We start from the raw sequence: 13,128 nt of genomic DNA on the forward strand, positions 1-13,128 counted from the left end.
GCATTGCTGGATTTCAGCTATGAAACCGGCAAGATGACCAATGAGGATCCGGATATGCTCGACAATTTCCCCCGCGGGACGATCTGTATCGAAGATATCGAGATCGGCATGACCCGACACCTGATGAAGCAGGTCACCGACCGGGATATCGAGCTGTTTGCCGAGGTCTCGACCGACCGCAACCCGGTGCATCTGGACGACACCTACGCGCAGGACACGATTTTCGAGGGCCGGATCGCCCACGGCATGCTGACGGCCGGCCTGATCTCGGCCGTGATCGGCGAACAATTGCCCGGCCACGGCACCGTCTATCTGGGCCAGAGCCTGAAATTCCTCGCGCCCGTGCGGCCCGGCGACATGGTCCGCGCCGAGGTCGAGGTGACGGATATGGACATCGCCAAGCGCCGCGTCACGTTGGACACCCGGTGCACGATCGACGGCAAGCCGGTGCTGAAAGGCGAGGCCACCGTTCTCGCCCCGTCGCGGAAATTCGACTGACCCCACCGACCGCCGGAACAGAGGGCCGCTTGCCCTCCCCTTGAGGGACGGCTAAGCCTGCCGAATGAGAATTCTGCGCGACTATCAATATGCCTTGCCCGACGACCGGGGTGCCTCGGCCGCCATCGGCAATTTCGACGGCGTGCATCTGGGCCATCAGCATGTGATCGACCGCGCCCGCGTCGATGGTCTGCCCCTTGGTATCCTGACGTTCGAGCCGCATCCGCGCGAGTTTTTCGCCCGCGATACGGCCCCCTTCCGACTGATGAATGCCGAGGCACGGGCCCATCGGCTGGAAAAGCTGGGGGTCGATATCCTCTATGAATTGCCTTTCAACGCCGCGCTCGCCGGGCTGACCGCCGAAGAATTCGCGCGCGATGTGCTGGCCGACGGGCTTGGCCTGAACCGGGTGATCGTGGGCGCGGATTTCTGCTTCGGCAAGGGCCGTGCCGGCACGACGGAAATGCTGGTGGATTTCGGCCAGCGCTTTGGCTTCGCGGTCGATGTGGTGCCGATCCTGCATGGCGACCTTGGCGCGATTTCCTCGACCAATATCCGCAACGCCCTGTCCGAAGGCCGCCCGCGTGATGCGGCACAGATGCTGGGCCATTGGCACCGGATCGAAGGCCCCGTCGTGCATGGCGAAAAGCGGGGTCGGCAACTGGGCTATCCCACGGCCAACATGAACCTGGACGGGCTGCACCTGCCCAAGCTCGGCGTCTACGCGGTGCTGATCGAGGTCCGCGATGGCGCCCATGTGGGGCGCTATCATGGGGTCGCCTCGCTCGGGGTTCGACCGATGTTCGACGGCCATGTCCCGAATCTTGAAACCTTCCTGTTCGATTTCGCGGGCGATCTCTATGGCTGCGACCTGTCCGTGGCCTTGGTCGACTACCTGCGCCCCGAGATGAATTTCGACGGGCTTGACGCGCTGATCACCCAGATGGATGCCGACAGCGACGTGGCCCGCACCCTCTTGAAGGCTCTGTCGTGACCAAGCTGCGCCGAGAGTTCTGGACCCTGCCGCTGACCCGCCTGACGCCCGAGGAATGGGAAGCGCTCTGCGACGGCTGCGGCAAATGCTGCCTGAACAAACTGGAAGACGACGAGACCGGCGAGGTCGCCCTGACCCGCGTCGCCTGCCGCCTGCTGGACGATGAAACCTGCCGCTGCGGGCAGTATGACATCCGCAAGACGCTGGTTCCCGAATGCATCCAGCTGACGCCCGAGACCATGGGCGACGTGGCCTATTTCATGCCGGAAACCTGCGCCTATCGCCTGCGCCACGAAGGCAAGCCGCTGTATCACTGGCATCCGCTAATCTCGGGCGATCCCGACAGCGTGCACAAGGCAGGCATTTCGATGCGGGGCATAACAGTGCCCGAATTCGAAGTGCCCGAGGAAGACTGGGAAGATTACATCATCGAGGAGCCGGGAACATGATCTTTGCCTCTGACAACACCGGGCCGGCCGCGCCCGAGGTTATGGACGCCATCCTGCGGGCCAATACGGGCTACGAAATGCCGTATGGCAATGACGCGATCATGCCGGGCGTGACCCAGAAGATCCGCGACCTGTTCGACGCGCCCGAGGCCAGCGTGCATCTGGTGGCGACCGGCACCGCGGCCAATTCCCTCGCGCTGGCGACACTGGCCAACCCGTGGGACGGGGTCTTCGTTCATCGCATCGCCCACGCGGAAGAGGACGAATGCGGCGCGCCCGAGTTCTACACCGGCGGGGCCAAGCTGGTGCTGGTGGACGGGCCTGACGGCAAGATGGACCCGGCCACTCTGGACGCTGCGATCCTCGCCACTGGCGACAAGGGCGTGCACGGTGTCCAGCGCGGCCCGGTCTCGATCACCAACATCACGGAAATCGGCACGGCCTACACGCTGGACGAAATCCGCGCTGTCACCGATGTGGCCAAGTCCTACGGGCTCAAGACCCATCTCGACGGGGCTCGCTTCGCCAATGCCTGCGCATCGCTTGGCTGCACCCCGGCCGAGATGACGTGGAAAGCGGGCATTGATGCCGTCAGCTTCGGCGGCACCAAGAACGGCTGCCTCGGCGTCGAGGCGGTGGTGTTTTTCGACCCCGCCCAAGCGTGGGAACTGGAACTGCGCCGCAAACGGGGCGCGCATCTGTTTTCCAAGCACCGGTTCCTTTCTGCCCAGATGGAGGCCTATGTAACCGACGGGTTGTGGCTGCGGCTGGCCGAACAGGCCAACGCGGCGGCGGCGGAACTGGCGGCGGGCATCAAGGCGCTGCCCGGCGCGCGGCTCGAGGCCGAACCGGCAGGCAACATGATCTTCGCCCATATCCCGCGTGGCGCACACAAGCGCGCGATGGAGGCCGGGGCGAAATACTACCTGTTCCCCTTCAATGCCTCGCTGGACGGGCCAGAGGATGAAACCATCCGCTGCCGTTTCGTCTGCGATTGGTCTTGCGAAAGCGCGACAGTGCAGCGGCTTCTGGCGCTATTCCGGGGGTAGCGCCAGAAGACGCAGACGGAGCGCGCGCGCCCTACGCGGCTTGCGCAAGCAGCCGGATCAACGCCTCTGCCACCGGGCGGGGATGGGTGATCGGCACCATGTGCCCGGCGCCTTCGACTGTAAGCCGCACCGTGTCCGGCATCTTTGCCGCCATCCGATCCAGCACCGCGGCGGTGATCGGCAGCCGTTCGGCCCCGTCTACCAACAGCACAGGCCCCCGCACCTCTGCAAGACGAGGCACCAGCCCGGCGCTGTCCTCAAACAGCGCGGCGTTCGAGGCCGCGACAAAGCGGATGCGGTCGATCATGTAGCGCTGTTGCCCCTCAGGCATGGCATCCAGCCCGCCACCTGCCCCCCACAACCGCAGGAATTCCCGCGTGGCATCCTCGATTCGCCCCTCGGAAAACAGCCGATCGAAGGTCGCCATCTGGTCGCGATAGGCCGACAGGGCGCCGCTGCCCTTCGCCGCGGCAAACAGCACCGGTTCGATCAGTATCAGGCTGCGGATGCGCTCCGGCATGTCCACGGCCAATCGCAGCGCCAGCGTCGCGCCGAAACTGTGGCCAACCGCATCAAACCGTCCCTCGGGCAGATGCGGCAGGATCGCCTCATAGCACTGGTCATGCAGGTCTTTCGTCAGGTCGATATCGGGCGCGCGCCCGTGGCCGAGAATGTCGGGGGCCGTAATCCGCAAGCCGGGGCCAAGCGCCCGAACCATGCCCTCCCACGCGCCGGAATGGGCAAGCGAGCAGTGCAGCATCAGGACAGGACGGTCGCCGTCCTGCCCCCAGTGACGGGCGAATCCGCTCACAGCTTGCCGGACAGAAACAGGTCGAGATCGTCGAGCCGGTCATGGCCCCAAAAGGTCTCGGCCCCGTCCACCACATAAAAGGGCGCGCCAAACACATTGGCCGCCACGGCCTCTTCGAGGTTGCGGGCATATTCTTCGGCTGCCGACAGCATCCCCTTGTCGGCCAGATCCGGGTCGAACCCGTTATCCTCCAGCTCCGTGCGGATCACATCGCTTTCGGCAATGTCCTTCTCCTCGGACCACACCGCGCGCAGGATACCATGCACCAGCCCTCCCAGATCGCCGTCGCCGGATTGTTGCGCGGTGATGATCGCGTAAGACGACGGCGCGGGGTTGGTGGGCCAGAACATCGGCTTGATGTTCAGCGGCAGACCGGATTTCAACTGCCCCCGGCGCAATTCCTGCGCGCGATAGGCCATGCGGGCGGGGTGGCGGTCCTTGGGGGCGACGCCACCGGTGCGGGTGAACAACGTCATGATGTCCATCGGTTTATAGGTCACATCCGCGCCGCGGCGCGCCGCGATCTCTTCCAACCGGGTGCCTGCCAAGTAGGTGAACGGGGACAGCGTGGAGAAATAGTAGTCGATCTGGGCCATTATCGCGCATTCCTTTGGACTTTTCCGGACCGTAGCCGGATGCTAGGGGGTGTCAACGCCCCCATAACCAGAAGACTCGAAAGAAAGCTGCCATGGCCGCCACTGATCCCAAGCTGATTTCCGGCAATTCCAACCAACCGCTTGCGCAGGCGATTGCCCGCCGCATGACCCTGCATCGCGGCCTGTCCATGGGGTTGGTCGATGCCCGTGTCGAGCGGTTCAACGATGCCGAGATTTTCGTCGAGGTCTACGAGAACGTGCGCGGCGAAGACATGTTCATCATCCAGTCGACATCGAACCCGGCCAATGACAACCTGATGGAGCTTTTGATCATGGCCGACGCGCTGCGCCGCTCTTCCGCTGCGCGCATCACCGCCGTGATCCCGTATTTCGGATATGCACGGCAGGACCGACGCACCAAGGCGCGCACACCGATCACCGCCAAGCTGGTGGCCAACATGCTGGTCGGCGCAGGCATCGAGCGCGTCCTGACGCTTGACCTGCACGCCACCCAGATCCAGGGCTTTTTCGACATTCCCGTCGACAACCTCTACGCCGCACCGATCTTTGCGTTGGACATCATGCACCATTTCCGCGACCAGATGGACGACATCATGGTGATTTCGCCCGACGTCGGCGGCGTGGCCCGCGCCCGCGAACTGGCCAAGCGCATCAACGCCCCGCTTTCGATCGTGGACAAGCGCCGCGAACGCCCCGGAGAAGTGGCCGAGATGACGGTGATCGGCAGTGTCGAGGGCAAGAAATGCATCATCGTCGATGACATGTGCGACACGGCCGGAACGCTGTGCAAGGCGGCCGAAGTGCTGATGGAGCATGGGGCGACCGAGGTGCACGCCTATATCTCGCATGGCGTCCTGTCTGGTCCGGCCATCGAGCGGGTGACCAAATCGGTTCTGAAATCGCTGGTCATCACCGACTCGATCCAGGCGACCGAGGCCACCAAGGCTGCCGAGAATATCCGCATCGTGCCGACCGCGCCGATGTTCGCGCAAGCTATCCTGAATACATGGAGCGGCACCTCGGTCTCGTCCCTGTTCCAGGACGAAACGCTCGCGCCGATCTACGAAGGCATGTATTCGCGCGGCTGAGGGCACTGTCCGGGTCCATCGACAGCCTGTATCGCACGTTACCACAAAGACAATCGCCCCGGTCTTGAGCCGGGGCGACCGTGCCGTGCAAAAGGCCCCGGCTCAAGGCTGGTGGCGGTTTTCTCCTGGATATCCTTGGTTGCGCCGCCACGAATGTTTGCGCATCCCGGAAGCTGCCAAGACGGGCCCCCATGTCCGGGCCTTTGCCGTCGAAACCAGAACAAGCTGTGGGTTGGGCGCTTCAGGGCACGTCCCAGTCATCTTCGAAAAAGAGTTCACCAATCGCCATCCAATCGGCGCGCAGCCGGGCGATCTGGGTGTCTTCCCACGTCTTGAAGACCAGTTCGAACCCATCCTTGCGGACGTTGGTCGCCGTGATATCGGCCCGCTGGTTCGACCCGGACGACATGTCCCACATGGTGACCGAAACATGGACCGCCGGCGGCACGCGAAACCGCTGGCCGAACCGGATCGGGTGCCAGACCTGCCGGTTGCCCTCTCCTGTCCACATCTCTCCGCCCGTGTCGTAGTCGTCAAACATCAGCACACTGCCCTGATCGACGCCCACCAGTCCGTTTCTGATCGTCTTCATCTGGTCTTCCCGTTCCGCCCCGGCCTAGTCTGAATTGGCATTGGGGCAGGATTACGCAGAAATACAGCCGGTTTCCAGAATACAAAACGCCCCGCAGCAGGCTGCGGGGCGTTTGTCAGATCATCTGCGCGGTGCAGATTATTCCATGTCTTCCAGAAGCTGGACGAGGTCGGCGACGAATTTTTCGGCACCGTCCTTGCTTTCGCCCTCGGCCTTGGCAGCATGCGCACGCGCGTCCGCCAACACGTCGGTCAGATCGTCCTTGGAGATCTGGTCGCCGGCATGGGCGCGCTCGGCAATCACCGAGACAGAACTTGCGGTGACTTCGACGAAGCCCGAGGTCACGACATAGTCCTTGTCGCCTTCGGCCGACTGCACCCGCACCACGCCCGGTCGGAGCGTGGTGATGACGGGGGCGTGCCCCGCCATGGCCGTCAGGTCGCCATCAGCGCCCGGAATCTGGACCGCGGACGCCTCGAAAGAGGCCAGCCTCTTCTCCGGCGACACGAGGTCGAATTGCATCATATCGGCCATTACGGCTCCTCCTTAGGCGGCTTCTGCGGCCAGGCGTTCGGCTTTGGCTTTCACTTCGTCGATGCCGCCAACCATGTAGAAGGCCGCTTCGGGAAGGTGGTCGTATTCGCCAGCAACCACAGCCTTGAAGGACGCGATGGTGTCTTCCAGCGGAACCTGCACACCGTCAGAGCCGGTGAACACTTTCGCCACGTCGAAGGGCTGGCTGAGGAAACGCTGGATCTTCCGGGCACGGGCCACGGTCAGCTTGTCCTCTTCCGACAGTTCGTCCATCCCGAGAATGGCGATGATGTCCTGCAGCGACTTGTAGCGCTGAAGAATACCCTGCACGTCACGGGCAACCTGGTAGTGCTCTTCGCCCACAACCTGCGGATCGAGGATCCGGCTGGAGCTGTCGAGCGGGTCCACGGCGGGATAGATGCCGAGTTCCGAGATGGCGCGCGACAGAACGGTCGTTGCGTCGAGGTGGGCAAAGGTCGTGGCCGGGGCCGGGTCGGTCAGGTCGTCCGCGGGAACGTAGACGGCCTGGATCGACGTAATCGAGCCTGCCTTGGTCGAGGTAATGCGTTCCTGCATCGCGCCCATGTCGGTGGCCAGCGTCGGCTGGTAACCCACAGCGGACGGGATACGACCCAGAAGTGCCGACACCTCGGACCCTGCCTGCGTGAAGCGGAAGATGTTGTCGACGAAGAACAGAACGTCGGTCCCGGACTGGTCGCGGAACTGCTCGGCCAGGGTCAGGCCGGTCAGCGCCACACGGGCACGCGCCCCCGGAGGCTCGTTCATCTGACCGTAAACAAGCGCCACTTGGCTTTCCGACAGGTTGTCGGGCTTGATGACGTTGGATTCGATCATCTCGTGGTAGAGGTCGTTGCCTTCACGGGTCCGCTCGCCAACACCGGCGAACACGGAGTAGCCCGAGTGCACCTTTGCGATGTTGTTGATCAGTTCCATGATGAGAACCGTCTTGCCCACGCCGGCACCACCGAAGAGGCCAATCTTACCACCCTTCGAGTAGGGCGCGAGAAGGTCGATCACCTTGATGCCGGTGACGAGGATGTCGGACGAGGTCGACTGTTCGTCGAAGGTCGGTGCGGGTTGGTGGATGGCGCGGGTTTCTTCTGCGTCCACCGGACCCTGTTCGTCCACCGGCTCGCCGATGACGTTCAGGATGCGACCGAGGGTGGCGTTGCCAACCGGAACCGAGATCGGTGCGCCGGTGTCGGTCACGGTCTGACCGCGCACCAAGCCTTCGGTGGCGTCCATCGCGATGGTCCGGACGGTGTTTTCGCCAAGGTGCTGCGCCACTTCGAGAACCAGCTTCTTGCCGTTGTTCTCGGTGTTCAGCGCGTTGAGGATCTCGGGCAGAGCGCCCTCGAACTGCACGTCAACGACAGCGCCGATGACCTGCGTGATTTTGCCGACTGCTTGTGCCATGTCGTGTCTCCAGAGTTCGTCAGAGCGCCTCGGCGCCCGAAATGATTTCGATCAGCTCGTTGGTGATGACGGCCTGACGCGAACGGTTGTATTCGATGGTCAGCTTGTCGATCATGTCGCCCGCGTTGCGCGTAGCGTTGTCCATCGCCGACATCCGGGCGCCCTGTTCGGACGCGCCGTTTTCCAGAAGCGCCGAGAAGATCTGCGTGGCGACACCGCGCGGCAGCAGATCCGCAAGGATGGCCTCTTCCGACGGCTCGTAGTCATAGAGCGTCGAAGCGTCGTCAGCCTCGGGGGCGTCGAACTTGGCCGGGATGATCTGGGTTTCCGTCGGAATCTGGCTGATCACCGATTGGAAGGTGTTGAAGTAAATCGAGGCGACGTCGAATTCCCCGGCGTCGAAACGCTTGAGGATATCGCCCGCGATCTCGGCCGCGTTGGCATAGCCGACACGCTTCACCTCTGACAGGTCAACGTGACCCACCATCAGATCGGCATAGTCCCGGCGCAGCTGTTCGCGGCCCTTCTTGCCCACCGTCAGCAGTTTGACGGTCTTGCCTTGGCCGATCAGCTCCTGGATGCGGGTCCGCACGAGACGGACGATCGTCGAGTTGAAGCCCCCGCACAGCCCCCGTTCCGCCGTCAGCACCACCAGCAGGTGGGTCTGGTCGGAACCGGTGCCAGCCAACAGGCGCGGCGCGCTGTCCGACCCGCCAACCGAGGTGGCAAGGCCGCCCATGACGGCCTGCATCCGTTCGGCATAGGGACGACCGGCCTCTGCCGCATCCTGCGCCCGGCGCAGTTTTGCGGCAGCGACCATCTGCATCGCCTTGGTGATCTTGCGGGTCGATTTGACCGACTCGATCCGGTTTTTCAGGTCCTTGAGGTTTGGCATTGCCTGACCTCCTTATGCGAAATCGGCGGCGAATTCGTCGAGAGCAGCCTTGATCTTGTCCTCGAGCTCACCTTTGACCTTGCGGTCGTTGTTGGTGATGTCGTCCAGCAGGTCCTGGTGCTTGCCACGCAGATGCGCCAGCATTCCAGCCTCGAACCGGCCCACATTGCCGACCGAGATGCTGTCGAGGTAACCGTGGGTGCCCGCGTAGATCACGCAGACGATCTCGGCGTTGGTCAGCGGCGAATACTGGGGCTGCTTCATCAGCTCGGTCAAACGGGCACCACGGTTCAGCAGGCGCTGAGTTGCGGCGTCGAGGTCGGAGCCGAACTGGGCGAAGGCGGCCATTTCACGATACTGCGCGAGTTCCAGCTTCACCGGGCCTGCGACCGACTTCATCGCGTCGGTCTGAGCGGACGAACCCACACGAGACACCGACAGACCGGTGTTCACGGCGGGGCGGATGCCCTGATAGAACAGCTCGGTTTCAAGGAAGATCTGGCCGTCGGTGATCGAGATCACGTTGGTCGGAATAAAGGCCGAAACGTCACCGCCCTGGGTTTCGATGATCGGCAGAGCGGTCAGCGAGCCAGCGCCGTGATCTTCGTTCAGCTTGGCCGAGCGTTCCAGCAGGCGAGAGTGGAGGTAGAAAACGTCACCCGGATAAGCTTCACGCCCCGGCGGACGGCGCAGCAGCAGCGACATCTGACGATAGGACACGGCCTGCTTGGACAGGTCATCATAGATGATCAGCGCGTGTTTGCCGTTGTCACGGAAGTATTCTGCCATTGCGGTCGCGGCGTAGGGCGCGAGGAACTGCATCGGGGCCGGGTCGGATGCGGTGGCCGCAACGACGATCGAGTAGTCGATGGCACCGGTTTCTTCCAGCTTCTTCACCAGCTGTGCCACGGTCGACCGCTTCTGGCCGATGGCAACGTAGACGCAGTAGAGCTTCTTGCTCTCGTCGTCGCCGGCGGCCTCGTTATAGACTTTCTGGTTCAGGATCGCGTCGAGCGCCACGGCGGTCTTGCCGGTCTGACGGTCGCCGATGATCAGTTCCCGCTGGCCACGGCCGATCGGGATCATGGCGTCCACGGATTTCAGGCCGGTCGCCATCGGCTCGTGCACCGATTTACGCGGGATGATGCCCGGCGCCTTGACGTCGGCAACGCGACGCTCAGACCCTTCGATCGGGCCCTTGCCGTCGATCGGGTTGCCCAGACCGTCGACCACGCGGCCGAGCAGGGCTTCACCGGCGGGCACGTCAACGATCGAGTTGGTGCGCTTGACGGTGTCGCCTTCCTTGATGTCACGGTCGGACCCGAAGATCACGACACCGACGTTGTCGGCTTCGAGGTTCAGTGCCATCCCCATGATGCCACCGGGGAATTCGACCATCTCACCGGCCTGAACGTTGTCCAGCCCGTACACGCGGGCAATACCGTCGCCGACAGAGAGCACTCGGCCCACTTCGGCAACTTCGGCTTCCTGGCCAAAGCTCTTGATCTGGTCCTTCAGGATCGCAGAGATCTCGGCTGCTTGGATAGTCATTTATCCGACCTCTTTCATGGTGTTCTGGAGGGTGTTGAGCTTGGAGCGGATCGAGGTATCGACCATCTTCGAGCCCACCTTAACAACAAGACCGCCAATGAGGGAGTCATCGACGGTCGCATTCAATTTCACGTCTTTTCCGAACACAGCGGCAAGTGCCTTGGCCAGCTTGTCGGATTGAGTCTTGGTCATCGCCTTGGCGGAAACCACGTCGGCGGTGACTTCGCCCTTTTGCTCGGCGATCATCTCGCGCAGCGCGCGTACCATCTGGGGCACGACAAAGAGGCGGCGCTTGGCAGCCATGAGGGCCAAGGTGTTGGACAGGATGCTGCCCAGCTCCATGGCTTTGGCCACGGCGGCGATGCCGGCCTGCATGTCATCGCGCGAATAGATCGGAGACGCGATCAGGTCGCGCAGGTCGGCGCTGTCTGCCAGCGCCGCGTCCAGCGCATCGATATCGCCTTCGAGGGCGCCGATCGCATTATCTTCCGTGGCAAGTTCAAACACGGCCGTCGCGTAGCGCGAGGCAATGCCGGTCGAGATCGAAGCTGTTTCCGACACGTCCACCCTTCCGATACAGTGGCCGGGATCACGCGCTGCGGCGTGCCCGGCGGTTCTGTGTTAGAGCGGTTGACTGTCCCCGCCCACTTGAAATCGCGCCGGATGTAGCAGAGGTACATGCACGCTGCAACAGTCACGGCCATCGGCGAGAAATGGCCGATAACGCTGTTTTATCACGGGTTTTCACGCATTTAGCCTGACTGCGACGCTTTGAAGCTAGCTTTTTTACCCCCTTTTTCTGTGGATAAGCCCCGAGTCGACGCCCCAACCGCATACAACTGCACACCATTGCATGCCGTTCGGGCCTTTTGACGCCCGTTGCTCGGGCGCCGCCGGGCGACGGAAAAACCGGTCAAGGCCGATGCCGGGCACGCGCCGGTTGCGGCGGTGCATCGAGGATTCGCAGCGGTCGTTTCACCCGTTCGGCCAGCCCCGGCCGGGTCGGCGCATAGGTGTGTTTGCTGGCCTCGACCATGATCACCCCGCCCGCATAATAGCTGGACAGCTTGCGGCCCATTTTCTCGATCAGGTCAGAGCTTTTCAGCCAGAACCGCGCGTGGCTCGGTGGCGCGAACAGCGCGGCGCGGTGGCGCTCTGCCTCGAACCCGTGCGTGCGCAATTGCTGCTCAAGCTGGGTCAACGAATAGGGCCGCCCAAAGCCGAAGGGCGTGCCATCCCGCCGGGCCCACAACCCGCCCCGGTTGGGCACGATGAACAGCGCCCGTCCCTCGGGCGCCAGCACCCGGTAGCATTCTTCCAGCACCGCCGACGGCTGTTCCGAGGTTTCCAGCCCATGCATCACCACCAGCCGATCGACCATACCCGCCGACAGCGGCCAACGGGTTTCGTGGCACAGCACCGACACGTTGTTCATCCCGGCAGGCCACGGCATCACCCCTTGTGCGCCCGGCATCAGGCCGATTACCCGCTCGGCCTTGCCCAGATAAGGCCGCAGCAGGGGCACGGCAAAGCCAAACCCCACAATCGTCTTGCCGGTCATCTCTGGCCAGAAACTGACCACTTGGTCCCGCACCGATTTCTGCGCGATCCGCCCCAGCCGGGTGCGGTAATAGAATTGGCGCAGGTCCAGCACGTCGAGATGCATTGCAACCCCCTCGGGTTTGGGCGACGGTTCGGGCGCAGCTTAACCGCGAAGAAGGAATTTGCCATGCCCCTTGAGATCGTGACCCTCCCTTGTTTGTCCGACAACTACGCTTTTTTGCTGCATGACGCCGCCACCGGGGCCACGGCGGTGGTCGATGTGCCCGATCCTGCACCGATTCAGGAGGAACTGGCGCGCCGGGGATGGCGGCTCAGCGATATCCTGATCACCCATCACCACTGGGACCATATCGATGGGGTGGCGCCGCTGGTCGCGGCCACCGGGGCCAGGACGTGGGGCAATGCCGCCGACGCGGGCCGCCTGCCGCCGCTCGATCACGCTGTCCATCCGGGCGAGGCCGTGACCATCGGCAGCGAGTCCGGCACCGTGATCGAGGTTTCGGGCCACACCGTCGGCCACATCGCCTTTCACTTCCCCGACAGCCACGCTGTCTTCACCGCCGACAGCCTGATGGCGCTTGGCTGTGGGCGCCTGTTCGAGGGCACGCCAGAGATGATGCATGCCAGCCTGTCGCGCCTTGCCGCCCTGCCGCCCGAAACCTTGGTCTGCTCAGGCCACGAATACACCGCTGCCAACGCAAAATTCGCGCGCACCATTGATCCGGACAATCCCGCACTTATCTCTCGTTCCGAGGCGATCGACGCGGCCCGTGCAGAAGGCCGCCCGACCGTGCCATCGACCCTTCGCGAAGAACTCGACACAAACCCATTCCTGCGCGCCCATGATGCGAAGATCCGCGCGCAGCTTGGCATGGAAACGGCCGATGACGTGGCCGTTTTCGCAGAAATCCGCGCCCGCAAGGACAGCTTCTGATAAGGTGAGCACCCATGGACGCACGAAGCCGCCCAAATCCTGCGCATCACGCGTTCTGTCGGGAGTGCGAAGAAAATTTGAAGAGAAATGCCTTGAACTGTGCGGACAAAAACCGA

The 13,128-nt window shown here is 63.2% G+C and carries 15 protein-coding genes; 6 read left to right on the forward strand and 9 right to left on the reverse strand.

Features of this window, described 5'->3' with window-relative positions; translation table 11 throughout:
- The first annotated feature begins 54 nt into the window (after positions 1-54).
- From BKY27_RS02695 to BKY27_RS02710, 4 genes are all read left to right on the forward strand, one after another.
- A complete protein-coding gene (locus BKY27_RS02695) occupies positions 55-498 on the forward strand; it encodes a MaoC family dehydratase (protein WP_071672950.1) in 444 nt (147 codons plus the stop codon).
- 64 nt (positions 499-562) lie between these two features.
- Positions 563-1,492: a bifunctional riboflavin kinase/FAD synthetase gene (locus tag BKY27_RS02700; RefSeq protein ID WP_071672885.1), complete on the forward strand. Its 930-nt coding sequence runs from the start codon at positions 563-565 to the stop codon at positions 1,490-1,492.
- Positions 1,489-1,941 (forward strand): YcgN family cysteine cluster protein, encoded by a 453-nt coding sequence (locus BKY27_RS02705; protein ID WP_407668405.1) that lies wholly within the window; start codon positions 1,489-1,491, stop codon positions 1,939-1,941. The genes BKY27_RS02700 and BKY27_RS02705 overlap by 4 nt, the downstream gene beginning before the upstream one ends.
- Positions 1,938-2,990, forward strand: a complete 1,053-nt coding sequence (locus tag BKY27_RS02710; protein WP_071672886.1) for a threonine aldolase family protein — start codon at positions 1,938-1,940, stop codon at positions 2,988-2,990. The genes BKY27_RS02705 and BKY27_RS02710 overlap by 4 nt, the downstream gene beginning before the upstream one ends.
- 31 nt (positions 2,991-3,021) lie before the next feature.
- On the opposite strand, the gene BKY27_RS02715 is transcribed toward BKY27_RS02710, so the two are convergent.
- Positions 3,022-3,801: an alpha/beta fold hydrolase gene (locus tag BKY27_RS02715; RefSeq protein WP_071672887.1), complete on the reverse strand. Its 780-nt coding sequence runs from the start codon at positions 3,799-3,801 to the stop codon at positions 3,022-3,024.
- Complete coding sequence (locus BKY27_RS02720) at positions 3,798-4,397, reverse strand: 2-hydroxychromene-2-carboxylate isomerase (protein WP_071672888.1); 600 nt, start codon at positions 4,395-4,397, stop codon at positions 3,798-3,800. Before BKY27_RS02720 ends, BKY27_RS02715 begins: the two co-directional genes overlap by 4 nt.
- Before the next feature lie 92 nt (positions 4,398-4,489).
- Between BKY27_RS02720 and BKY27_RS02725 the strand changes: the two genes are divergently transcribed.
- Positions 4,490-5,506: a ribose-phosphate pyrophosphokinase gene (locus BKY27_RS02725; RefSeq protein ID WP_071672889.1), complete on the forward strand. Its 1,017-nt coding sequence runs from the start codon at positions 4,490-4,492 to the stop codon at positions 5,504-5,506.
- 241 nt (positions 5,507-5,747) lie between these two features.
- On the opposite strand, the gene BKY27_RS02730 is transcribed toward BKY27_RS02725, so the two are convergent.
- From BKY27_RS02730 to BKY27_RS02760, 7 genes are all read right to left on the reverse strand, one after another.
- Positions 5,748-6,098 (reverse strand): H-type lectin domain-containing protein, encoded by a 351-nt coding sequence (locus BKY27_RS02730; RefSeq protein ID WP_071672890.1) that lies wholly within the window; start codon positions 6,096-6,098, stop codon positions 5,748-5,750.
- Positions 6,099-6,236: 138 nt separating this feature from the next.
- A complete protein-coding gene (locus tag BKY27_RS02735) occupies positions 6,237-6,632 on the reverse strand; it encodes a F0F1 ATP synthase subunit epsilon (RefSeq protein WP_071672891.1) in 396 nt (131 codons plus the stop codon).
- Positions 6,633-6,644: 12 nt separating this feature from the next.
- Complete coding sequence (gene atpD, locus BKY27_RS02740; RefSeq protein ID WP_071672892.1) at positions 6,645-8,069, reverse strand: F0F1 ATP synthase subunit beta; 1,425 nt, start codon at positions 8,067-8,069, stop codon at positions 6,645-6,647.
- A gap of 19 nt (positions 8,070-8,088) precedes the next feature.
- Positions 8,089-8,964, reverse strand: coding sequence for a F0F1 ATP synthase subunit gamma (locus BKY27_RS02745; protein ID WP_071672893.1), 876 nt, complete (start codon positions 8,962-8,964; stop codon positions 8,089-8,091).
- Positions 8,965-8,976: 12 nt separating this feature from the next.
- Positions 8,977-10,515 (reverse strand): F0F1 ATP synthase subunit alpha, encoded by a 1,539-nt coding sequence (gene atpA / locus BKY27_RS02750; protein ID WP_071672894.1) that lies wholly within the window; start codon positions 10,513-10,515, stop codon positions 8,977-8,979.
- Positions 10,516-11,082: a F0F1 ATP synthase subunit delta gene (locus BKY27_RS02755; RefSeq protein ID WP_071672895.1), complete on the reverse strand. Its 567-nt coding sequence runs from the start codon at positions 11,080-11,082 to the stop codon at positions 10,516-10,518.
- Positions 11,083-11,428: 346 nt separating this feature from the next.
- The gene (locus BKY27_RS02760; RefSeq protein WP_071672896.1) at positions 11,429-12,181 is read right to left on the reverse strand and encodes a class I SAM-dependent methyltransferase; all 753 of its coding nucleotides are present in this window, start codon (positions 12,179-12,181) and stop codon (positions 11,429-11,431) included.
- A gap of 63 nt (positions 12,182-12,244) precedes the next feature.
- Between BKY27_RS02760 and gloB the strand changes: the two genes are divergently transcribed.
- Positions 12,245-13,012, forward strand: a complete 768-nt coding sequence (gene gloB / locus BKY27_RS02765; RefSeq protein WP_071672897.1) for a hydroxyacylglutathione hydrolase — start codon at positions 12,245-12,247, stop codon at positions 13,010-13,012.
- The last annotated feature ends 116 nt before the right edge of the window (positions 13,013-13,128 follow it).

The sequence above is a fragment of the Nioella nitratireducens genome (assembly GCF_001879715.1).
In the GTDB taxonomy this organism is placed as follows: domain Bacteria; phylum Pseudomonadota; class Alphaproteobacteria; order Rhodobacterales; family Rhodobacteraceae; genus Nioella; species Nioella nitratireducens.

Excerpts from the sequence above, each read along its gene's own strand:
- BKY27_RS02695 (WP_071672950.1), top strand. The coding sequence starts at position 55 with ATGCTCGACAATTTCCCCCGCGGGACGATCTGTATCGAAGATATCGAG.
- BKY27_RS02700 (WP_071672885.1), top strand. The coding sequence starts at position 563 with ATGAGAATTCTGCGCGACTATCAATATGCCTTGCCCGACGACCGGGGT.
- BKY27_RS02710 (WP_071672886.1), top strand. The coding sequence starts at position 1,938 with ATGATCTTTGCCTCTGACAACACCGGGCCGGCCGCGCCCGAGGTTATG.
- BKY27_RS02720 (WP_071672888.1), bottom strand. The coding sequence starts at position 4,397 with ATGGCCCAGATCGACTACTATTTCTCCACGCTGTCCCCGTTCACCTAC.
- BKY27_RS02725 (WP_071672889.1), top strand. The coding sequence starts at position 4,490 with ATGGCCGCCACTGATCCCAAGCTGATTTCCGGCAATTCCAACCAACCG.
- BKY27_RS02730 (WP_071672890.1), bottom strand. The coding sequence starts at position 6,098 with ATGAAGACGATCAGAAACGGACTGGTGGGCGTCGATCAGGGCAGTGTG.
- BKY27_RS02735 (WP_071672891.1), bottom strand. The coding sequence starts at position 6,632 with ATGGCCGATATGATGCAATTCGACCTCGTGTCGCCGGAGAAGAGGCTG.
- atpD (WP_071672892.1), bottom strand. The coding sequence starts at position 8,069 with ATGGCACAAGCAGTCGGCAAAATCACGCAGGTCATCGGCGCTGTCGTT.
- BKY27_RS02745 (WP_071672893.1), bottom strand. The coding sequence starts at position 8,964 with ATGCCAAACCTCAAGGACCTGAAAAACCGGATCGAGTCGGTCAAATCG.
- atpA (WP_071672894.1), bottom strand. The coding sequence starts at position 10,515 with ATGACTATCCAAGCAGCCGAGATCTCTGCGATCCTGAAGGACCAGATC.
- BKY27_RS02760 (WP_071672896.1), bottom strand. The coding sequence starts at position 12,181 with ATGCATCTCGACGTGCTGGACCTGCGCCAATTCTATTACCGCACCCGG.
- gloB (WP_071672897.1), top strand. The coding sequence starts at position 12,245 with ATGCCCCTTGAGATCGTGACCCTCCCTTGTTTGTCCGACAACTACGCT.